15 protein-coding genes are annotated in these 20,606 nt (G+C 70.7%); 11 read left to right on the top strand and 4 right to left on the bottom strand.

Features of this window, described 5'->3' with window-relative positions:
• Positions 1 to 21: 21 nt before the first annotated feature.
• Together GHR20_RS09140 and GHR20_RS09135 are read left to right on the top strand one after the other, a co-directional pair.
• A complete protein-coding gene (locus tag GHR20_RS09140) occupies positions 22 to 1,485 on the top strand; it encodes a 3' terminal RNA ribose 2'-O-methyltransferase Hen1 (protein WP_161383198.1) in 1,464 nt (487 codons plus the stop codon).
• The gene (locus tag GHR20_RS09135) at positions 1,482 to 4,022 is read left to right on the top strand and encodes a polynucleotide kinase-phosphatase (RefSeq protein ID WP_153812893.1); all 2,541 of its coding nucleotides are present in this window, start codon (positions 1,482 to 1,484) and stop codon (positions 4,020 to 4,022) included. The genes GHR20_RS09140 and GHR20_RS09135 overlap by 4 nt, the downstream gene beginning before the upstream one ends.
• A gap of 21 nt (positions 4,023 to 4,043) precedes the next feature.
• Here GHR20_RS09135 and GHR20_RS09130 read toward each other — a convergent pair whose 3' ends face one another.
• Together GHR20_RS09130 and GHR20_RS09125 are read right to left on the bottom strand one after the other, a co-directional pair.
• A complete protein-coding gene (locus GHR20_RS09130; protein ID WP_111580917.1) occupies positions 4,044 to 4,934 on the bottom strand; it encodes a hypothetical protein in 891 nt (296 codons plus the stop codon).
• Positions 4,931 to 6,061 carry an SPFH domain-containing protein gene (locus GHR20_RS09125; protein WP_148026163.1) on the bottom strand — a complete coding sequence of 377 codons (1,131 nt, stop codon included), beginning with the start codon at positions 6,059 to 6,061 and terminating at the stop codon, positions 4,931 to 4,933. Before GHR20_RS09125 ends, GHR20_RS09130 begins: the two co-directional genes overlap by 4 nt.
• A gap of 172 nt (positions 6,062 to 6,233) precedes the next feature.
• Here GHR20_RS09125 and GHR20_RS09120 point away from each other — a divergent pair, with 172 nt between their 5' ends.
• The 3 genes from GHR20_RS09120 (at position 6,234) to GHR20_RS09110 (ending at position 10,249) form a co-directional block, all read left to right on the top strand.
• Positions 6,234 to 7,457 (top strand): arginine deiminase, encoded by a 1,224-nt coding sequence (locus tag GHR20_RS09120; protein ID WP_153812892.1) that lies wholly within the window; start codon positions 6,234 to 6,236, stop codon positions 7,455 to 7,457.
• A 95-nt stretch (positions 7,458 to 7,552) separates the two neighbouring features.
• A complete protein-coding gene (gene argF / locus GHR20_RS09115; protein WP_153812891.1) occupies positions 7,553 to 8,563 on the top strand; it encodes an ornithine carbamoyltransferase in 1,011 nt (336 codons plus the stop codon).
• 183 nt (positions 8,564 to 8,746) lie between these two features.
• Positions 8,747 to 10,249 carry an amino acid permease gene (locus GHR20_RS09110; protein ID WP_153812890.1) on the top strand — a complete coding sequence of 501 codons (1,503 nt, stop codon included), beginning with the start codon at positions 8,747 to 8,749 and terminating at the stop codon, positions 10,247 to 10,249.
• Here GHR20_RS09110 and GHR20_RS09105 read toward each other — a convergent pair.
• The gene (locus tag GHR20_RS09105) at positions 10,209 to 10,661 is read right to left on the bottom strand and encodes an ATP-binding protein (RefSeq protein WP_148026161.1); all 453 of its coding nucleotides are present in this window, start codon (positions 10,659 to 10,661) and stop codon (positions 10,209 to 10,211) included. The two genes, GHR20_RS09110 and GHR20_RS09105, sit on opposite strands and share 41 nt — an antisense overlap.
• A gap of 305 nt (positions 10,662 to 10,966) precedes the next feature.
• Here GHR20_RS09105 and GHR20_RS09100 point away from each other — a divergent pair, with 305 nt between their 5' ends.
• Positions 10,967 to 11,794: an enoyl-CoA hydratase family protein gene (locus GHR20_RS09100; RefSeq protein ID WP_111580923.1), complete on the top strand. Its 828-nt coding sequence runs from the start codon at positions 10,967 to 10,969 to the stop codon at positions 11,792 to 11,794.
• 6 nt (positions 11,795 to 11,800) lie between these two features.
• Positions 11,801 to 14,092 (top strand): bifunctional salicylyl-CoA 5-hydroxylase/oxidoreductase, encoded by a 2,292-nt coding sequence (locus GHR20_RS09095; protein WP_153812889.1) that lies wholly within the window; start codon positions 11,801 to 11,803, stop codon positions 14,090 to 14,092.
• A gap of 54 nt (positions 14,093 to 14,146) precedes the next feature.
• On the opposite strand, the gene GHR20_RS09090 is transcribed toward GHR20_RS09095, so the two are convergent.
• Positions 14,147 to 14,677 carry a hypothetical protein gene (locus GHR20_RS09090; RefSeq protein WP_148026159.1) on the bottom strand — a complete coding sequence of 177 codons (531 nt, stop codon included), beginning with the start codon at positions 14,675 to 14,677 and terminating at the stop codon, positions 14,147 to 14,149.
• Between the two features lie 179 nt (positions 14,678 to 14,856).
• Between GHR20_RS09090 and GHR20_RS09085 the strand changes: the two genes are divergently transcribed.
• The 4 genes from GHR20_RS09085 to GHR20_RS09070 all read left to right on the top strand — a co-directional run bounded on the left by GHR20_RS09085 (position 14,857) and on the right by GHR20_RS09070 (position 20,513).
• Entirely contained in the window at positions 14,857 to 15,078 is a 222-nt protein-coding gene (locus GHR20_RS09085) for a hypothetical protein (RefSeq protein WP_046422025.1), read from the top strand.
• Between the two features lie 338 nt (positions 15,079 to 15,416).
• The gene (locus tag GHR20_RS09080) at positions 15,417 to 15,743 is read left to right on the top strand and encodes a CU044_2847 family protein (RefSeq protein ID WP_194858850.1); all 327 of its coding nucleotides are present in this window, start codon (positions 15,417 to 15,419) and stop codon (positions 15,741 to 15,743) included.
• 41 nt (positions 15,744 to 15,784) lie between these two features.
• On the top strand, positions 15,785 to 19,909 hold the full coding sequence (locus tag GHR20_RS09075) for a trypsin-like peptidase domain-containing protein (RefSeq protein WP_194858849.1): 4,125 nt from the start codon (positions 15,785 to 15,787) through the stop codon (positions 19,907 to 19,909).
• Between the two features lie 193 nt (positions 19,910 to 20,102).
• The gene (locus tag GHR20_RS09070) at positions 20,103 to 20,513 is read left to right on the top strand and encodes a hypothetical protein (RefSeq protein WP_146609724.1); all 411 of its coding nucleotides are present in this window, start codon (positions 20,103 to 20,105) and stop codon (positions 20,511 to 20,513) included.
• The last annotated feature ends 93 nt before the right edge of the window (positions 20,514 to 20,606 follow it).

Here is a 20,606-nt window from a genome sequence, read left to right as displayed (position 1 = left end):
CGGGCGGCCAGACTCGGACACGTGTTCCTGACGATCTCTCTCCGCGGCGACGCCGCCCACCCGGCCACCGACCTCGGGTACCTGCTGCACAAGCACCCGGGCAAGGCACAGCGCTTCTCCACGTCCTACGGCACCGCGCACGTCTTCTACCCGGAGGCGGACGACGCGCGCTGCACGGCCGCCCTGCTGCTGGAGACCGACCCCGCGGCGCTGGTGCGGCGCGGCAAGGGCAAGGGCCGCGGCGGCGCCCCCGACGCGGCCCTCGCGCAGTACGTCAACGACCGCCCGTACGCCGCCTCCTCCCTCCTCGCCGTCGCGCTGAGCGGCGTCTTCTCCAGCGCCATGCGCGGGATCTGCGCCGCCCGCCCCGAGCGGGCCGCCGCGCCGCTGCCGCTGCGCATCGAGGTCCCGGCCCTGCCCGCCCGCGGCGGCGCCGCGCTCGTACGGCGGCTGTTCGAGCCGCTGGGCTGGACCGTGGACGCCGAACCGGTGCCGCTGGACACGGAGTTCCCGCAGTGGGGCGACTCGCGGTACGTCCGGCTCGTGCTGGAGTCCGAGACGCTGACCCTCGCCGAGGCGCTGCGCCACCTGTACGTCCTGCTGCCGGTCCTCGACGACGCCAAGCACTACTGGGTCTCCGCCGACGAGGTCGACAAGCTGCTGCGGGCCGGCGAGGGCTGGCTGCCCGGCCACCCGGAGCAGCAGCTGATCACCAGCCGCTATCTCTCCCGCCGCTGGTCGCTGACCCGGCAGGCGCGCGAGGCACTGGAACTGGTGCGGCTCGCCGAGGCCGACGACAGCGAGGTCGAGTCGATCGACAACGCGGTCGGCGAGGAGACCGAGGCGGAGGAGAAGCCGACCCCGCTCGCGGTGCTGCGCCGGGAGGCGATCCTCACCGCGCTGCGCGCCCGCGGCGCCGCCCGGGTGCTCGATCTCGGCTGCGGCCAGGGGCAGTTGGTGCAGGAACTGCTCAAGGACGTCCGGTTCACCGAGATCGTCGGGGTGGATGTCTCCGTCCGGGCCCTCACCATCGCCGCCCGTCGGCTGGGGCTCGACCGGATGGGCGAACGGCAGGCGTCCCGCGTCCAGTTGACGCAGGGCTCGCTCGCCTACACCGACCAGCGGCTCAAGGGCTACGACGCCGCCGTGCTCAGCGAGGTCATCGAACACCTCGACCTGCCCCGGCTGCCCGCCCTGGAGTACGCCGTGTTCGGGCACGCCCGTCCCCGCACGGTCGTCGTGACCACCCCGAACGTCGAGTACAACGTCCGCTGGGAGACCCTGCCCGCGGGACACGTCCGGCACGGCGACCACCGCTTCGAGTGGACCCGCGCCGAGTTCCGCGCCTGGGCCGCCGAGGTCGCCGAACGGCACGCGTACGAGGTCGAGTTCGCGCCCGTCGGACCCGACGACCCCGAGGTGGGACCGCCCACCCAGCTGGCCCTGTTCACTCTCCGCGCCGAGAAGGAGGCGAAGGCGGCATGACCGAGACACGCAAGGGGCGGGCCCTGCCCGTCACCGACCTCTCCCTCGTGGTCCTGATCGGCGCCTCCGGCTCCGGCAAGTCCACCTTCGCCCGCCGGAACTTCAAGCCCACCGAGGTGATCTCCTCCGACTTCTGCCGCGGCCTGGTCTCCGACGACGAGAACGACCAGGGCGCCACCCGCGACGCCTTCGACGTCCTGCACTACATCGCCGGCAAGCGGCTCGCCGCCGGGCGCCGCACCGTCGTGGACGCCACCAGCGTGCAGCAGGACAGCCGCCGCCAGCTGATCGAACTGGCCAGGAAGCACGACGTGCTGCCCATCGCCATCGTCCTGGACGTGCCGGAGGAGGTGTGCGCCGAGCGCAACGCGGCCCGCACCGACCGCGCCGACATGCCGCGCCGGGTCATCCAGCGGCACATCCGCGAACTGCGCCGCTCGCTGCGCCACCTGGAGCGCGAGGGCTTCCGCAAGGTGCATGTGCTGCGCGGCGCCGAGGAGGCCGAGAGCGCCACCGTCGTCACCGAGAAGCGCTTCAACGACCTCACGCACCTCACCGGCCCCTTCGACATCATCGGCGACATCCACGGCTGCTCCGCCGAACTGGATTCGCTGCTGGGCAAGCTGGGCTACGTGGACGGCGTCCACCCCGAGGGCCGTACCGCCGTCTTCGTCGGCGACCTGGTCGACCGCGGCCCGGACTCCCCGGGGGTGCTGCGCCGGGTGATGTCGATGGTCGAGTCCGGCCGGGCGCTGTGCGTGCCGGGCAACCACGAGAACAAGTACGGCCGTTACCTCAAGGGCCGCAAGGTCCAGCACACCCACGGCCTCGCCGAGACCATCGCCCAGATGGAGGGCGAGAGCGAGGAGTTCCGGGCGCGGGTACGGACGTTCCTCGACGGGCTGGTCAGCCACTACGTCCTGGACGGCGGCGGGCTCGTCGTCTGCCACGCCGGACTGCCCGAGAAGTACCACGGCCGCACCTCCGGCCGGGTCCGCTCACACGCCCTGTACGGCGACACCACGGGCGAGACCGACGAGTTCGGCCTGCCCGTGCGCTACCCGTGGGCGGAGGACTACCGGGGCCGGGCGGCGGTCGTCTACGGCCACACCCCGGTGCCGGAGGCGACCTGGCTCAACAACACCATCTGCCTGGACACCGGCGCCGTCTTCGGCGGCAGGCTGACCGCGCTGCGCTGGCCGGAGCGGGAACTGGTCGGCGTACCGGCCGAGCGGGTCTGGTACGAGCCGACGCGCCCGCTGCGCACCGAGGCGCCCGGCGGGGCGGACGGGCGGCCGCTGGACCTCGCCGATGTGCGGGGCCGCCGGGCGGTCGAGACCCGGCACGCCGGCATGGTCGCGGTCCGCGAGGAGAACGCGGCGGCTGCCCTGGAGGTCATGAGCCGCTTCGCGATCGACCCGCGCCTGCTGCCGTATCTCCCGCCGACCATGGCGCCGACGGCCACCTCCGGGGTGGACGGCTATCTGGAGCACCCGCGGGAGGCGTTCGCGCAGTACGCGGCGGACGGGGTCGCGCGGGTGGTGTGCGAGGAGAAGCACATGGGCTCGCGGGCCGTGGTCCTGGTGTGCCGGGACGCTTCGGCGGCGACGAAGCGGTTCGGTGTGGACGGGCCGACGGGCGCGCTGTACACGCGTACCGGGCGCCCCTTCCTCGACGACGAGAAGACCACGGAGGAGATCCTGGCCCGGCTGCGCACGGCGGTCTCCGACGCCGGTCTCTGGTCCGAACTGGACACGGACTGGCTGCTGCTGGACGCCGAGCTGATGCCGTGGTCGCTGAAGGCGGCGGGGCTGCTGCGCAGTCAGTACGCGGCCGTCGGCGCGGCGTCCGGGGCGGTGTTCCCGGGTGCGCTGGCCGCGCTGGAGGCGGCGGCGTCCCGGGGCGCGGAGGTGGGCGAGCTGCTCGACCGGCAGCGGGAACGCGCGGCGGACGCGGCCGCGTTCACCGCCGCGTACCGGCGCTACTGCTGGACCACCGACGGCCTCGCCGGCGTCCGCCTGGCCCCCTTCCAGATCCTCGCCGCCGAGGGCCGCAGCCTCGCCGCGCTCCCGCACGACGAGCAACTGGCCCTGCTGGACCGCCTGGTGGAGCACGACGGAACCGGTCTCCTGGCCACCACCCGACGCCTCTACGTCGACACGGGCGACCCGGAATCGGTACGGGCGGGCATCGACTGGTGGCTGGAGATGACCGGCCGCGGCGGCGAGGGCATGGTCGTCAAGCCCCTCACCGCCCTGGCCCACCGCCCGGACGGCCGCCTGGTCCAGCCCGGCATCAAGTGCCGGGGCCGCGAGTACCTCCGGATCATCTACGGCCCGGAGTACACCCGCCCCGACAACCTCGCCCGGCTGCGCCGCCGCTTCCTCAACCACAAGCGCTCCCTCGCCCTGCGCGAGTACGCCCTCGGCCTGGAAGCACTGGACCGCCTCTCCGCCGGCGAGCCGCTGTGGCGGGTCCACGAGGCGGTCTTCGGCATCCTGTCCCTGGAATCCGAACCGGTGGACCCCCGGCTGTGACGCGGCCCGCGCCTGGTGGCCTCACCCCACCAGGCGCAGCCGCTCACCCCACACCCCGACCCGCACCCGCTGGCCCCACGTCAGCTGGAGTGCGTCGGTCTCGATGCCGTCGCCGAAGGCGATCAGGTGGTCGGACTCCACGGTGAGGGTCAGCGCGGCGGACGCGTCCAGTTGTCCGGAGACCAGGGTCGTGCCGGTGGCCGGGGAGGGCCATGCCTCGCGGACGTACCACAGGAGGCGGGGCTCGGTGGGGGCGGGCAGGGGGAGCTGTGCGCCCCGCTCCTGCCACAGGGAGCGCAGCCAGCCGGTGGCGCCCGTGCCCGTGCCCACCAGGACCCCGGAGGATGCCTGGGCCTCGACGGCACCCCTGTCGCCGTCGAGACCCAGGCGGTACCGGGCGGTCTGGTGGCCCGGGGCGCCGAGGTAGACCTCGTTGAGCGCGACCAGCCGCTGCGTGTCGTCGGCCTCCGCCGCCACCATCGTCAGCTCCTCGCACCCGCCGCCCGGCGCCGCGAGCAGCTTCGCCGCGTCCCGCGGCCGGTGCCGCACCAGCACCCCCGGGTTGCGTCCCGGGTCGGTGTCGATGCCGATCACCGGCTGCCCGGTCAGGTACTTGGCCACATTGGCGACCAGCCCGTCCTGGCCGACGACCACGACGACGTCCTCGGGCGCGAACAGGAACCGTTCCAGGTCCGCGCGTTCCACCCGGGCCTGCCGCCAGGTGAGCGGCACGGCCGCCGCCACCTCCGCCAGCGCCCGCCGCGTCCCCTGGTGCCGGGCCGCGATCTCCTCGATGTCCCGGCCCCGGGAGGCGAGCACGAACGCGGCCTGGCCGTGGGTGCCGTACCGGGCGACCAACTCCGCGTACTCCGTGGTGCGATGGACCAGCACGGCCCGCGGCGCGAGACTCACGCCCCGGCCCCACCGGAGCCGGAGCCCGAGGCCGAGCCGGAGCCGGAGGCCGTTCCCGGTCCGGAGCCCGCCCCGCCGAGCTTCGCCAGCAGCCCCGTCAGCACATCCGGCGAGATCGTCACGCTCTCGATGTCCGGCAGGTTCTCCGCCACCCGCATCGCCGCCAGCGCGTGCAGCGTCGCCACGTCCGCCTCGCCGTGCACCCGCAGCCACGCCGCCCGCGCCTGCGCTTGCGCCTCTCCCACCTCGCGCTCCCGCTCCGCCGTCGCGCGCGCCAGCCGTACCGCCTTGTCCGCCTCGGCCTCGGCGAGCCGTACCGTACGCGTCGCCTCCGCCTCGGCCAGCCGTACCGTGCGTGCCGCCTCGGCGTCCGCCCGTACCGCGTCCGCGGCCGCCTGCTCCTCCGCCTCGCGCCGTGCGTTGGTGCCACGCTGCTCCACCAACTGCTCCTCGCGCCGGGCGAGTTCGATGCGGCTGGCCAGCTCGTTCTCGGCGATCGTGCGCTCCCGCTCGACGGCCACCGCGCGCCGCTCGTACGTCGCCCGGTCCGCCTCCTGCTGGATCTGCTCCCGCGCGGGGGTGCGCAGCGCCCGTTCCACCTCGGGCTCCGGGCGTACGGCCACCACGCGCACCGCGACCACCTCCACCCCGGTCTCCGGCAGCCGGGGCTGCGCCGCGAGCCCGGCCGCGAGCCGTTCGCGCACCGCGCTCACCCCGTCGGTCAGCGCGGCCGACAGCGGCGTACGGGCCAGTACGTCCAGGGCGTGCTCCTGCGCCGTCTCCGTGAGCAGGGTGGCCAGTTGCTCCAGCGGTGTGCCCCGCCAGGCGCCGGTGTCCGGGTCGACCGAGAAGTCGAGCCGGGCGGCGGCGAGTGCCGGGTCGCCGATGCGGTAGGTGACCGTCGCCTGCACCGTCACGTCCTGGAAGTCGGCCGTACGGGCGTGGAAGGTCATCGCCAATTCACGGTCGTCCACCGGCACTTCGGAGAGCGCCGCCGTCAGCGAGCGGAACCAGAAGCTGAGTCCGGGGCCGTCGTGCAGCAGTGTCCCGGAGCGGTGGTGGCGGATGTGCGCGGTCGGTGTGCCCCGCAGATGGCGCCAGCCGAGGCGCCGGGTGATGTCGGCCATGGGGCTCCCCCTCGCTTCTTTTCGTCGTCAAGACGATAAGCGGAACTCCCCGTTGTCGTCAAGTGGACGAAAAGCACCCCCCGGTCGGGTGATCGAACTGAAGTCGCAACAAGAGCGCTCCGAAATGGCCGACAGGCGGGTGAATCCGGTCCCCGGTGGTCAGGATGGTCACATGGGATTCCAAGTCGACTCCGAGGCCGGGCGGCTGCGCCGCGTCATCCTGCACCGGCCTGATCTCGAGCTCAAAAGGCTCACCCCCAGCAACAAGGACGCCCTCCTCTTCGACGACGTCCTCTGGGTGCGCCGGGCCCGCGCCGAACACGACGGGTTCGCCGACGTCCTGCGCGACCGGGGCGTCGCCGTCCACCTCTTCGGCGAGCTGCTGGTCGAGACCCTGGAGCTGCCCGAGGCCCGCACCCTGGTCCTCGACCGCGTCTTCGACGAGCGGGAGTACGGCCCCCTCGCCACCTCCCATCTGCGCGCCGCCTTCGAGAACCTGCCCGCCCGCGAACTGGCCGAGGCCCTCGTCGGCGGCATGACCAAACGGGAGTTCCTGGCGGCCCACGCGGAGCCGACCTCCGTCCGCTTCCATGTGATGGACCTGGACGAATTCCTCCTCGCCCCGCTGCCCAACCACCTCTTCACCCGCGACACCTCCGCCTGGATCTACGACGGGGTCTCCATCAACGCCATGCGGCTGCCCGCCCGGCAGCGCGAGACCGTCCACTTCGAGGCGATCTACCGGCACCATCCGCTCTTCCGTGACGAGCGCTTCCACATCTGGTCCCAGGGCCAGGCCGACTACCCCTCCACCATCGAGGGCGGGGACGTCCTGGTGATCGGCAACGGCGCGGTCCTCGTCGGGATGAGCGAGCGCACCACCCCGCAGGCCGTGGAGATGCTCGCGCACAAGCTGTTCGCGGCCGGCTCCGCCCGGACGATCGTCGCGCTCGACATGCCCAAGCGGCGCGCCTTCATGCACCTCGACACGGTGATGACGATGGTCGACGGCGACACCTTCACCCAGTACGCCGGGCTCGGCATGCTGCGCTCGTACACCATCGAACCGGGCGTGAGCGAGAAGGAGCTGAAGGTCACCGACCACCCGCCGGAGCACATGCACCGCGCGATCGCCGCCGCCCTCGGGCTCGGCGAGATCCGGGTGCTGACCGCCACCCAGGACGTGCACGCGGCCGAGCGCGAGCAGTGGGACGACGGCTGCAACGTGCTCGCCGTCGAACCCGGCGTCGTCGTCGCCTATGAACGGAACTCCACCACCAACACCCATCTGCGCAAGCAGGGCATCGAGGTCATCGAGATCCCGGGCAGCGAGCTCGGGCGGGGCAGGGGCGGACCCCGGTGCATGAGCTGTCCGGTGGAGAGAGATCCTGTGTGAGAACCCGCACGTCAGGGGGATGCATAAGTTTACTGAGGGTCGTATAGAATTCCAGAGTCTCTGTAGTCGTACCCCCGTACCCCTGGAGCGCCCCCATGGCGACAGTCCCGACCGCCCTCGCCGGCCGCCACTTCCTCAAGGAGCTGGACCTCACCGGGGAGGAGTTTCGCGGCCTGGTCGAGCTGGCCGCGGAGCTGAAGGCCGCCAAGCGCGCCGGGACCGAGATCCAGCACCTCCGGGGTCGTAATATCGCACTGATCTTCGAGAAGACCTCGACGCGCACCCGCTGCGCGTTCGAGGTCGCGGCCGCCGACCAGGGTGCCCACACCACCTACCTCGACCCGTCCGGCTCGCAGATCGGGCACAAGGAGTCCGTGGGGGACACCGCCCGGGTGCTCGGCCGGATGTTCGACGGCATCGAGTACCGCGGCGACAGCCAGGCCAAGGTCGAGGAGCTGGCCGCCCGGGCCGGGGTGCCCGTCTACAACGGGCTCACCGACGACTGGCACCCCACCCAGATGCTGGCCGACGTGCTCACCATGACCGAGCACTGCGCCAAGCCGCTGACGGAGACGGCCTTCGCCTACCTCGGCGACGCCCGCTTCAACATGGGCAACTCCTACCTGGTCACCGGCGCCCTGCTCGGCATGGACGTACGGATCGTCGCGCCCGAGGAGTACTGGCCCGCCCCCGCGATCGTGGCCCGCGCCCGCGAGCTGGCGAGGACCAGCGGCGCGGTGATCACCCTGACCGAGGACATCGCGGAGGGCGTCCGCGGCGCCGACTTCGTCGCCACCGACGTGTGGGTCTCCATGGGCGAGCCCAAGGAGGTCTGGGCCGAGCGGATCAAGGCGCTCGCGCCGTACGCCGTGACCATGGACGTGCTGCGCGCCACCGGCAACCCGGACGTCAGATTCCTGCACTGCCTGCCCGCCTTCCACGACCTCGGCACCAAGGTCGGCCAGGAGATCCACGAGGCGTACGGCCTGACCTCCCTGGAGGTCACCGACGAGGTGTTCGAATCGACGTACTCCGTCGTCTTCGACGAGGCCGAGAACCGGCTGCACACCATCAAGGCCGTGCTGGTCGCCACACTCGGCCGCTGAGTCTGTTCCCGTCCCCGACCAGGGATTATCCTGATCGGCGGCCTCGGAACCACCCATTCCGGGGCCGTCGGCGCGACCGTCATCCCGTCGCTCGCACCCGCGACGCCACCCGTCGCACCCGCCGCTCGCACCGGCGGCCGTCACCCGGCCGCCCGCCACCGCCAGAAACGAGCACCACCCGCAATGCCCGCTCCCCGCATCAAGTCCCCCCACCTGCTCGTCGCCGAATCCGGCGCCGACCGCGAGGGACACGGCCTGAAGCGCACGATGGGGCTCTTCCAGCTCATCTGCTTCGGCGTCGGCGCCATCGTCGGCACCGGCATCTTCGTCGGCCTCTCCGACTCCGTCGCCCAGGCCGGCCCCGCCGTCGTCGTCTCCTTCGTCCTCGCCGCGCTCACCTGCGTGTTCACCGCCTTCTCCTTCGCGGAGCTGGGCGGCGCGATCCCGGTCTCCGGCTCCTCGTACTCCTTCGCCTACGCCGGCCTCGGCGAGTCCACCGCCTTCCTGGTCGGCTGGTGCCTGCTGCTGGAGTACGGCATCTCCATCTCGGCCGTCGCGGTCGGCTGGAGCCAGTACGTCAACGAGCTGCTGCACAGCCTCATCGGCTGGCAGCTGCCCGCCGCCCTGTCGGCGGGCCCGAGCGACGGCGGCATCGTCAACCTCCCGGCGGTGCTGGTGATCGCCATGGCCTCCGTGCTGCTGGTGCGCGGCGTGCGCGAGAGCGCCGGCGCGACCGCCGCCATGGCCGCCGTCAAGCTGGTGATCCTGATCGCCTTCTGCGCCATCGGCTACAGCGCCTTCAAGCACGGCAACCTGACCCCGTTCTCCCCGGCCGGCCTCGGCGGCATCGGCGCGGGCACCACCGCCGCGTTCTTCTCGTACATCGGCTTCGACGCGATCACCACCGCCGGCGAGGAGGCCAAGAACCCGCGCCGCGACATCCCCGTGGCGATCATGGTCTGCATGGGCATCGTGACGCTGCTGTACTGCGCCGTCGCGCTCGCGGCCATCGGCGCCATCGGCGGCAAGCAGGTCGCGGGCCGCCCGGCCGCCCTGTCCTACGTCGTCAACGAGGTCACCGGCTCCACCATCGGCGGCGGCGTGATCGCCTTCGGCGCGGTCGTCGCCATCGCCTCCGTGGTCCTCGCGGTGATGTACGGCCAGACGCGCATCCTGATGTCGATGTCCCGGGACGGCCTGATCCCGCGCGTCTTCGAGAAGGTCTCCCCGAAGACCTCCACGCCGGTCGCCGGCACCCTGATCGTCGCCGCCGTCTTCGCGCTCCCGGCGGCCTTCGCCTCGCTCGACGCGGTGATGAACCTGTGCACCATCGGCACGCTGGCGATCATGGCCGTGGTGAACGTCGCGGTGATGACCCTGCGCCGCCGCGAGCCGGACCTGGACCGCAGCTTCCGGGTGCCGCTCTACCCGGTGGGCCCGCTGCTCGGCATCGCCTTCTGTCTGTACCTGATCTACGAGACCGGCTGGTTCACCTGGGTGCAGTTCGCGCTGTTCCTCGCGGTGGGCTTCCTCGTCTACGTCGCCTACGGGCGCCGGCACTCCACGCTGGGCCGCGAGCTGGCGGCCGGGGCCAAGGCCGGGGACGCGGTCGAAGCCGGAGCCGCCGAGGCGGACCGGGTCGGCGTCACAGCGGCCGGCGCGGAGCGGGAACCGCGGGAAGCGTGAACCACACCGCCTTGCCCCTCGGGGTGGGGCGGTGTCCGCAGGAGGCGCTCAGGGCGCGGATCAGCAGCAGCCCGCGCCCGCCCTCCTGCCACAGGTCGGGCTCCTCCAGCACCGGCCGGGTCAGCTGGCCGGGCGGCGCGGGGTCGGGGTCGTGCACCTCGACCTGGCAGCCGGTCGGCAGCAGCTCCACCACCAGCTCTATCGGGCCGCGGCCCGCGGTGTGCTCCACCGCGTTGGCCACCAGCTCCGCCGTGAGCAGCTCCGCCGTGTCGCGGTCGGCCGCGTGCTCCACCTCGGAAAAGGCCGTACGCACCATGGCGCGGGCCACCGGCACCGCCGCGGCGGTGTGCGGCAGCGCCATGCGCCAGGAGGCCGATTCGGTGGGGCGTTCGTGCAAGGCGAGTCCGTTCATGGAGCAGGCTGTCCTGCTTTCGACTGTAGGAATGGTACGGGCCCGGTCGTCCGAAATGGCCGGCGGGCTTCGCCCGGGACCCTCGCCCCGGTACCGGACGCCCTACCCGTCCCGGCGCCCCGCCCCGCGCGCCGGGGCCCTCTGTTACGGGGCTGGAGCCGACCGGTGACAGTCGGCACGGTCCGGCCGAAAAGAGACCATCGACACCTCGGCTTGTCGCGTGCCCGTGACGACAGTCACAAACGGGTGATAACTTCGGAGGACCGCGCAACGTACGGCACCGCCGCCCAAGGAGGCCGCACGTCATGAGTCCCTTCACCGGCTCCGCCCGCCGCACCGCCGACTGGGAGCATCTGCGCCTCCAGATCGCCGACGGGGTCGCCACGGTCACCCTCGCCCGCCCCGACAAGCTCAACGCCCTCACCTTCGGCGCCTACGCCGACCTGCGCGATCTGCTGGCCGAGCTGTCCCGGGAGCGCGCGGTGCGCGCCCTGGTGCTGGCCGGGGAGGGGCGCGGGTTCTGCTCCGGCGGCGACGTGGACGAGATCATCGGCGCCACCCTCGCCCTGGACACCGCCCAGCTGCTCGACTTCAACCGGATGACCGGGCAGGTGGTGCGCGCGATCCGCGAATGCCCGTTCCCGGTGATCGCCGCCGTCCACGGGGTCGCGGCGGGCGCCGGCGCCGTCCTCGCCCTCGCGTCGGACTTCCGGGTCGCCGACCCGAGTGCCCGCTTCGCCTTCCTCTTCACCCGGGTCGGCCTGTCCGGCGGCGACATGGGCGCGGCCTATCTGCTGCCCCGGGTCGTCGGCCTCGGCCACGCCACCCGGCTGCTGATGCTGGGCGAGCCGGTCCGCGCGCCCGAGGCCGAGCGGATCGGCCTGATCAGCGAACTGACCGAGGAGGGCCACGCCGACGAGGCCGCGAGCGCGCTGGCCCGCCGCCTGGCCGAGGGCCCGGCCCTGGCCCACGCCCAGACGAAGGCCCTGCTGACGGCCGAGCTGGACATGCCGCTGGCCGCCTCGGTCGAACTGGACGCGGCGACCCAGGCGCTGCTGATGAACGGCGAGGACTACCGGGAGTTCCACGCGTCGTTCATGGCGAAGCGGCCTCCCAAGTGGCAGGGAAGGTGACCTCTCATGCCCACCGCGAGCAACCAGCCCCCGCGCATCGCGATCATCGGCGGCGGCCCCGGCGGTCTCTACGCCGCCGCCCTCCTCAAACGCCTCGACCCCACCCGTGAGGTGACCGTCTGGGAGCGCAACGCCCCCGACGAGACCTTCGGCTTCGGCGTGGTCCTCTCCGACGAGACCCTGGGCGGCATCGAACACGCCGACCCGGTCGTCTACGAGGCCCTGCGACGGCACTTCGTCCGCTGGGACGACATCGACATCGTGCACCGCGGCACCCGGTACACCTCAGGCGGCCACGGCTTCGCGGCCCTCGGCCGGCACCGCCTCCTGGAGATCCTGCACACCCGCTGCGCGGACCTGGGCGTCCGTATCGAGTTCCGCACCGAGGCCCCGCCCGTCGACCGGCTCCTCGCCGAGTACGACCTGGTCGTCGCCGCCGACGGGGTCCACAGCGCCACCCGTGAGGCCCACGCCGACGTCTTCCGCCCCAGGATCACCGGCCACCGCTGCCGCTACATCTGGCTCGCCGCCGACTTCGCCTTCGACGCCTTCCGCTTCGAGATCGCCGAGACCGAGCACGGCGTGATGCAGCTGCACGGCTACCCGTATGCGCCCGACGCCTCCACCGTCATCGTCGAGATGCGCGAGGAGGTCTGGCGGGCGGCCGGATTCGACGAGCTGGACCCGCGCGAATCGACCGACCGCTGCGCCAAGATCTTCGCGGAGGCGCTACGAGGCCGCCCGCTGCGCTCCAACAACTCCGCCTGGACGACGTTCCGTACGGTGGTCAACGAGCGCTGGTCGCACGGCCACCTCGTCCTGCTCGGCGACGCTGCCCACACCGCCCACTTCTCCATCGGCTCCGGCACCAAGCTGGCCGTCGAGGACGCGCTGGCCCTGGCCGCGTGCCTGCGCGAACAGCCGGACGTACCGGCCGCGTTGACGGCGTACGAGGCGGAGCGCAGGCCCGTCGTCGCCTCCACCCAGCGGGCCGCGCGGGCGAGCCTGGAATGGTTCGAGGACCTGGACCGGTACCGGGACCAGCCGTCCCGCCAGTTCGCGTTCAACCTGCTCACCCGCAGCCGCCGTGTCACCCATGACAACCTCCGGCTGCGCGACGCCCGCTTCACCGGGTCCGTGGAACGCGAGTTCGGCTGCCCGCCCGGCACGCCCCCGATGTTCACCCCGTTCCGGCTGCGCGGCCTGACCCTGCGCAACCGCGTCGTCGTCTCCCCGATGGACATGTACTCGGCCGCCGAGGGCGTCCCCGGCGACTTCCACCTCGTGCACCTCGGCGCCCGCGCGCTCGGCGGCGCGGCGCTGGTGATGACCGAGATGGTGTGCGTGAGCGAGCAGGGCCGCATCACCCCCGGCTGCGCGGGCCTCTACAACGGCCGCCAGGCGGAGGCGTGGCGGCGCGTCACCGACTTCGTGCACCGGCAGGCGCCGGGCACGGCGATCGGCGTCCAGCTCGGCCACTCGGGCCGCAAGGGCTCGACCAAGCTGATGTGGGAGGGCATCGACGAGCCGCTGCCCAGCGGGAACTGGCCGGTCGTGGCCCCCTCCCCGCTGCCGTACCGCCCGGGCAGCCAGACCCCGCGTGAACTCTCCCGCGCCCAGCTCACCGACATCCGCGAGCAGTTCACCTCGGCCGCCTGGCGCGCCGCCCGCGCCGGCTTCGACCTCCTCGAACTCCACTGCGCCCACGGCTACCTGCTCTCCGGCTTCCTCTCGCCCCTGACCAACCGCCGCACCGACGCGTACGGCGGCTCACTGGAGCGGCGACTGCGCTTCCCGCTGGAGGTCTTCGACGCCGTCCGCTCGGTGTGGCCCGGCGAACGCCCCATGACGGTCCGCATCTCCGCGACCGACTGGGCCGAGGGCGGTACGAGTGCCGAGGACGCGGTCGAGATCGCCCGCGCCTTCGCCGCCCACGGCGCCGACGCGATCGACGTCTCCACCGGCCAGGTCGTCTCCGAGGAGCAGCCGGACTTCGGCCGCTCGTACCAGACGCCGTTCGCCGACCGTATCCGCCACGAGATCCGGGTCCCGGTGATCGCGGTGGGCGCGATCTCCTCCTGGGACGACGTCAACTCCCTGATCCTGGCGGGCCGCACCGACCTGTGCGCCCTGGCCCGTCCCCACCTCTACGACCCCCACTGGACCCTGCACGCCGCCGCCGAACAGTCCTACGAGGGCCCCGGCATCCACTGGCCCACCCCGTACCGCGCCGGCAGCCGCCGCCCCCGTACGGGCCGCGCGGACACCCCCAAACCCCGCCTGTCGCTGAGCGACTGAGAACACCGGCAGCCGCCCGCGGGCTGTCTCCGAGGCCGACGGCGCTGCTCCCGGCTACCACAGCATGCGGAGCAGCCGCCGTCCCTTGCTTTCCCAACTCCCGGGCGAGGAGGCGAGGTCGATCAGGGTCCGGACCGTGCCGGGGGACCACAGCCAGGGGTGGCGGCGGCTTCGCCCCGCGATGTCGCCGCTGTGCGCCGCCGCCGCGACGGCCACCGCCGGTGTCGCCAGAAAGGCCAGCAGGGTCTGGCCGTAGCCGCCGTACATGGCCACGAGAACGAGCACCACCTCGGCCTGGAACAGCCCTCCCGCGACGACCGCTGCCAGCACTCCCCGAAGCGGACCGCGGGAGACCAGCCAGTCCGGTGCGACCGCCAGTACCGCTCCCGTCGCCACGCCGAGCAGTGCGCCCACCCCGAGGCTGCCCACCACGACGATGAGGCCCCGACCGAGCACGGCGAGCGGGCCGTACCGGGCCGAGGCCACCGTCAGGACCAGGAACAGCACACCCCAGAAGGCGGCCGGAATCACCCCGACCCGTATCCCGAACCGCAGACCGCGCGGCACCGCACCCCGCCTCACCATCACGCACGCCCCCCATGGCCCGACCCCCGGCTGATCGCCACCCGTGAGCTTAGACCTGCGGTCCATTTTCTCCCCGCCGCCGCACGAAACACCAGGTCAGCGGCGTGATGCGGGTCCGCCGGCCCGGAATTGTGCCGACGACCACAGCGAACGGGTTGCGCGAAGGCGCATAATGAGCCATGACAAAGCCTCCTGCGCCGAAGCGACACCTGCCGACGAGCCCCTTCAAGGCCCCGGTCGCACCGGTTCCCAAGCACTTCGCCCTGGGTGATCAGGTCACGCATGACATGTACGGCCTCGGCCGGGTGATCGGCATCGAGGAGGGCGTCGCGGCCCTGGTGGACTTCGGCTCCTCGCAGATGCGGATCTTGAGCCCGTACAGCAAGATGACCAAGCTGTAGTACCGCGGTGCCCGGTCACGGCACCCCAGGACCCCACTCGGGGACCTGTCACGAAAGAGAGCCCTCCCATCGATTCCTCCTCGCTGTTCTCCGCTCCGGAAGGGCAGCCCCGCTGCCCCACCGCGGCCTCCCCGCCGCCGGCGACCAACCCCTTCCAGGCCCCCGACTTCGGTGAGGCCGACACCTTCCCGCCGGACGACGCCCAGCCACCCGCCCCGCACACCCGCAGGCCACGCCCCAGGGCGGCCTAGCCTGTTCGCCCCCGGACGGAGAAGCTCCGGGCGGCGAGCCGGAAACGCCAAGTAGAATCTTCGCTCACGCGTGGTGAGGGGGGCGGAGTGACTACGCAGATCGTGTCGTATTTGCTGGACGACGAGACGGCGGTCCAGTTCGAGGTCGAGCCGACGGGAGACTGGCATCCCGTCAGCGCGGACGAAGCGGCCGGACGAGTCCGGGAGGCAGTGGGTCCTGCGGTCGAAGCCGCTCGAACCGTGCTGGCCAGAGTCGCCGCATTGCAGCCGGATCAGGTACAGGTCAAATTCGGCATCAAGGTCAACGGCACTGCGAACTGGGTCGTGGCCAGGGCGGCCACTGAGGCCAACTTCGAGATCGCCCTTACCTGGAATCCACAGACCGTGACGGAACAAGACGCTCCCCGGTCATGAGGGCGACTTCGCAAGGAATCCGGCCCCAACGCGACACTTGGGTGGCGGCGCTCCACGCCACTGAGCAGGACATGCGCCCGCTGGGCTCCGGCGTTCTGATCGATGAGCGGCGCGTGCTGACCTGCGCTCATGTGGTGCAGACGGTCTGGGAGCGAAGCGGAGTTCTGTGGGCTGCCTTTCCCAAGGCCGAGGAGGCCGTCGATCACCGTGTCCAGGTTGCTGATGTGGTGCTGCCTCCGGGTGGTGTCCACGAGGTCCGGGACGCGGCGGTGCTGCACCTTGCCGAGGAATTGCCCAAGGACCTCGCAGCACGGCTGAGGCGAGCGGCTCCCGGCGATCTGGTCGGCACGGAGTGGTGGTCGTTCGGCTTTCCCGAGGGAGTACTCGGCAATTCCGCGAGCGGGGACGTGGGAGAGACGCTCGGGCACGGCTGGATGCGACTCGATGCCCATCGGTCTCGGTATCCGGTCAAAGGCGGTTACAGTGGTTCCGCTGTGTGGTCGGCGGCGTACGAAGCCGTTGTCGGTCTGATAGGGCAGGCGCACAGCGGCACGGGGGATGCGCTGGCCATTACCGTGCGCCAGATCGACCGGCTTCTGCCGGCTGAGAAGCTGCGTGAGCTCACTGAGTGGTCGCTTGAAGCCGCCGACGAGCCGGCCCTGTCCGCATGGGGCTGGTCCCTGAACACCGATCTGGAAGCCGGGAGGCACTGGCGACCGCGCGCTCGTGGGGTGAACACCGACGCGGAACGCGGCTTTCGGTTCCAAGGCCGTACCGCTGTACTGGGTGAGATCAGTCGGTGGATCAGCGCCGCTCCACCTCAGCGCAAGGTGCTGGTAGTCACTGGCACACCAGGCTCCGGCAAGTCTGCGGTGCTGGGCCGGGTCATCACAACCGCGGACCCCGATATCGCCTCGTCGCTGCCGCCATATGACACGGCTCTACGCGCGCCGTTGGGAGCCGTAGCCTGCGCTGTGCACGCCAAGGGCAAGACCGCTTTGGAGGTGGCTCAGGAAATCGCCCGCGCCGCTTCCACTGCTTTGCCGAGCCAGGTCATCGATCTGCCACCGTTCTTGCGGGAAGTCTTGCAGGAACGCCCCGCCCGTTCCTTCGCACTCGTCATCGACGCACTCGACGAAGCGGCCTCACCGGCCGATGCACGTGCCATCATCAACCACATACTGGTACCCCTCGCGGAGACGTGCACAGGCGCAGGAGCACGCCTGGTAGTGGGAACCCGACGTCGTGACGACGCGGGCGACCTGCTGGCCAGCTTCGGACACTCGGCGCGGGTCCTCGATCTCAACGGACCTGAACTTTCAGAGCACTCGGATCTGGTCGCATATGCGTTGGCCACGCTTCAGCTCCGGGGCGACGAGCGTGGTAGGAACCCTTACGCGGACGGTGCATTGGCCTTCCCGGTCGCGGAACGTATTGCCGAACTGGCCGACGGCAACTTCCTGGTGGCCGGGCTGGTAGCCCGGGCACACGGAATGCATGATCCAGAGGCCGTTGACCTGGACGAGGTGTCCTTCCCGGTGACGGTGGAGACCTCGCTGCGCGAATACCTGCGCTATCTGCCCGACCTCGCGGGGCTGTCTGCCGAGAAACTACTCATCCCGCTCGCACACGCCGAAAGCCCTGGCCTTCCGCCCCGTCTGTGGCGGACAGCTCTCACCGCACTGTTCCGGACAGCTCCTGCCGAGGACGAGTTGCTCGCCTTCGCACGGTCCTCTGCGGCGAACTTTCTCCTCGAGTCCACCACTGACGACTCGCCCGACATCAGTTTCCGACTCTTCCATCAAGCATTGAACGACGCACTGCGTGCCTCACGGGCCGACCTGGCGCTGCTCGCCTCGGACGAGCTGGCCATCGCACGCGCATTCATCGAGGAGGGAGTTGAGCGCGGTTGGGTAAACGCACCCCGCTATCTCTTGCGGTCCCTGGCCACGCACGCGAAACGCGGTGGCATGATCGACCGGCTGCTACAAGAGGACGAATACCTGCTCCACGCCGACCTGCGTCGCCTCATCCCGCAAGCGCGTTCCGCGGTCACGGGCAGCGGCCGTCAGCGCGCAGAGCTACTACGACGGACACCGCGCGCCCTCGACGCCACGGCATCCGAACGGGCGGCCTTGTTCAGTGTGACCGAGGTACAGGAAGACCTTGGAACAACGTACAGGCACAGCGACAAGGCGGCTCCCTACCAGGCCCTCTGGTCGACCGCACCACCGTTGTTGGAGGTGGCCGTCTTCGAGGGACACAACAAGCAGGTGAACGCGCTCTGTTCGATGCGTACTGCTGAGCGCAGCCTCGTCGCGAGCGCTGACGAGCAATCCATTCGGCTCTGGGACGCGGTGACGGGCGAAGCCGTCCGCAGCCTTGGTGGGTATTCAAGCTGGGTTGGGGCTTTGTGCGGGGTGGTAGTGGATGACAGCACGCTGCTGGCCGGCGCTGGAAGCGATGGCACCGTGCGACTCTGGGACCCGGAGACCGGCGTCGTCGTCCGTGAGATGAAGGGTCATGACGCGCCGATCGACCATCTGTGCGTCGTCGACATGGCGTCCCACCCCTGTTTGGTGAGTGCCGGACGTGACGGCCGATTGACGATCTGGGATCCTCGAACAGGAGAGGCTCGGCGTACTTTCCGCACCCGGGGCAGTCGTATCAACAGCGTATGTGCTTTTGACGAGAACGAGCGTCCACTGCTGGCGATCAGCGTTGCGCAACGCTCGAAGAAGTACGACCAGATACGTGTGTGGGATCCAGCGACCGGGAAAACGGTCCGGGTGTTCTCGGCGTGCAGTAGCAGCCTGTTCAGCCGAAAGCTCACCGCGGTGCCCTGCCTGGACGGACCTCTTCTGGCCACTAATCATGGAGAAGACATCCTGCTCCTCGACCCTTGTAGCGGAAAGCCCATCCGGCTGCTCGACGGCATGGAAGAAAGCGACATTTTCACTCTCGCCACTGTGCACAGCGCCCACGGTCCTCTTGTGGTAGCCGGATACGGTCAGGAGGAGGCCGGGACCATCGTGATCTGGGATCCGGTCACAGGTGTGCGGACTCACTCTCTGGAAGGCCATGACGGCTGGGTGGGAGATGTGTGCGGGGTGCGATCGGAAGGTGAATGGCTTCTGGCCAGTGCTGGCGAGGACCGCACCGTGCGCCTCTGGGACCTCGACCGACAACCGGTTGCTCAACGTTACGACGAAGCGGGCGGTTGGGTCGATTCATTGTGCACACTCAGGCTCGGCGATCGCGAGGCTCTCGCCGACAATGGGTTACCCGGTGCTGTCCGGATACACGACATCGCGACGGGTGAACTCGTTAAGGTGGTAGGCGCCCCTTATGCTCGCGTTCTGGATCTATGTATGGTACAGGTGGACGACCGTTCCTGTCTGGCCATCGCCAGCGGCAGTCTGAAAGAGGGGGCGCTCCAGGTCTGGGATCCCGTATCGGAGGCAGTCAAGGAAATTAAGATCGAGGGCTGGCCTCGGAAAATTTCTCCGATTAATGTGAGTGGCAGGACGTGCCTCGCATTGGCTTTCAGTGAGGAAAATGCAAATCGGGTTCTGATTTTGGATCCGTCGTCCGGGGAGCGGATCAATTGCTTTGATGGCGGTGACCTGGGACGAGTTGATGACCTCTGTGGTCTCCGTACTGGAGGCGGCGCCGGGCTTGGAGTCCTTCAAAGTAACGTGATGGACGACTTCGGCACGGTCACCGTGTGGGATGTGGGCCAGTCGAAAGTGATCTTTTCCCTGCGGATCCCAGACGCTGAAATGGGATGCCTGTGCGCACTCGACACGGGCGGCAAAGATCTCCTGGTGGTGAAACGGCAAGTGAGCACGGACGAGGAGGACAGCTGGGGCGTCGGTTCGGTGTGGGTCCTGGATCCCGAGACGGGCCACAGGGTCAATGCGCGGGAGCTGCACAACGGGTGGGTGAACAGTGTCAGCCGCGTAGAGTTCGGGAGTCGGGAGCTGCTCGCGAGCGCTGGTCAGACCGGGCGCTGCGTGGGCCTGTGGGCAGACGAAAACCTACGACCGGTGCTCAATATCCCCGTACGCCGGGAAGCATTCTCCGTCATCGAGGCCGATGGCCGTCTCGCCGTCGGCCTCAGCCAGGGCGTCATGGTGCTCAGACTCCATGTTGAACAGTATTGACATGGTCCGGAGAGGCCATGCGGCCACAGCGCTGTTTACCTTAAAGGGTCTCTGGCTGGAGCCGGCTCAAGGTCCCGATCAACCGTCAACAGTGGCCCGCTGAGGTGAGTCACCGGCCTCGAACGAGGAGTCATCAGGTCCCGGCTTCCGTCCGGATGTGTTTGCCCTCCGCGCCAGCGGCAACGCGGAGTTCATGACTCAGACGAACAGTGGCACCAACAAGGCATCCGTGAACAAGACCCGGCGGGCGACCGCCAAGGTGACCGCGCCGGCGGCGAAGGCGGCCGGGAAGGCGGCGGAGAAGTCGGACGAGGTGGCCTCGGAGGCCGCCGGGGTGGCGGAGCGTGCGGCCGGGGCGGGCGCCTCGGTGGTGCGGGGTACGGCCGAGCGGGTGCAGGCCGGCCGGGAGGCGGTCGTCGCCGCGTCGGGGCACGCCGTGGGCTTCGCCAAGACGGCGTGGACCGTGGTCGCCCGACGGAAGGCCATCGCCGCCGGGGCGGGTGTCGGCCTGTCGGCGCTGGGGGCGGCCTCGTACCTCGCGGGGCATCGGGCCGGGCGCCGTACCCTCGGACCGATCACCCGGCTGACCGGCGGCCGGATCTGAGGGGCGTCAGGACGTCGGGCCAAGGGCGGCTCTCGTCGGCTCCGGCTGAGCGCCCCCGGCCCGCGGCCCGAGCGGCAGCGGGCCGGCGAAGGT

This window comes from Streptomyces sp. SUK 48 (genome assembly GCF_009650765.1).
Taxonomy (GTDB): Bacteria; Actinomycetota; Actinomycetes; order Streptomycetales; family Streptomycetaceae; genus Streptomyces.
This window is presented reverse-complemented; position numbering and strand designations above follow the sequence as displayed.

Coding starts and splice junctions, on each gene's coding strand:
- GHR20_RS09135 (WP_153812893.1), top strand. CDS start 1,482: ATGACCGAGACACGCAAGGGGCGGGCCCTGCCCGTCACCGACCTCTCC.
- GHR20_RS09125 (WP_148026163.1), bottom strand. CDS start 6,061: ATGGCCGACATCACCCGGCGCCTCGGCTGGCGCCATCTGCGGGGCACA.
- GHR20_RS09120 (WP_153812892.1), top strand. CDS start 6,234: ATGGGATTCCAAGTCGACTCCGAGGCCGGGCGGCTGCGCCGCGTCATC.
- argF (WP_153812891.1), top strand. CDS start 7,553: ATGGCGACAGTCCCGACCGCCCTCGCCGGCCGCCACTTCCTCAAGGAG.
- GHR20_RS09110 (WP_153812890.1), top strand. CDS start 8,747: ATGCCCGCTCCCCGCATCAAGTCCCCCCACCTGCTCGTCGCCGAATCC.
- GHR20_RS09105 (WP_148026161.1), bottom strand. CDS start 10,661: ATGAACGGACTCGCCTTGCACGAACGCCCCACCGAATCGGCCTCCTGG.
- GHR20_RS09100 (WP_111580923.1), top strand. CDS start 10,967: ATGAGTCCCTTCACCGGCTCCGCCCGCCGCACCGCCGACTGGGAGCAT.
- GHR20_RS09095 (WP_153812889.1), top strand. CDS start 11,801: ATGCCCACCGCGAGCAACCAGCCCCCGCGCATCGCGATCATCGGCGGC.
- GHR20_RS09090 (WP_148026159.1), bottom strand. CDS start 14,677: ATGGTGAGGCGGGGTGCGGTGCCGCGCGGTCTGCGGTTCGGGATACGG.
- GHR20_RS09085 (WP_046422025.1), top strand. CDS start 14,857: ATGACAAAGCCTCCTGCGCCGAAGCGACACCTGCCGACGAGCCCCTTC.
- GHR20_RS09070 (WP_146609724.1), top strand. CDS start 20,103: ATGACTCAGACGAACAGTGGCACCAACAAGGCATCCGTGAACAAGACC.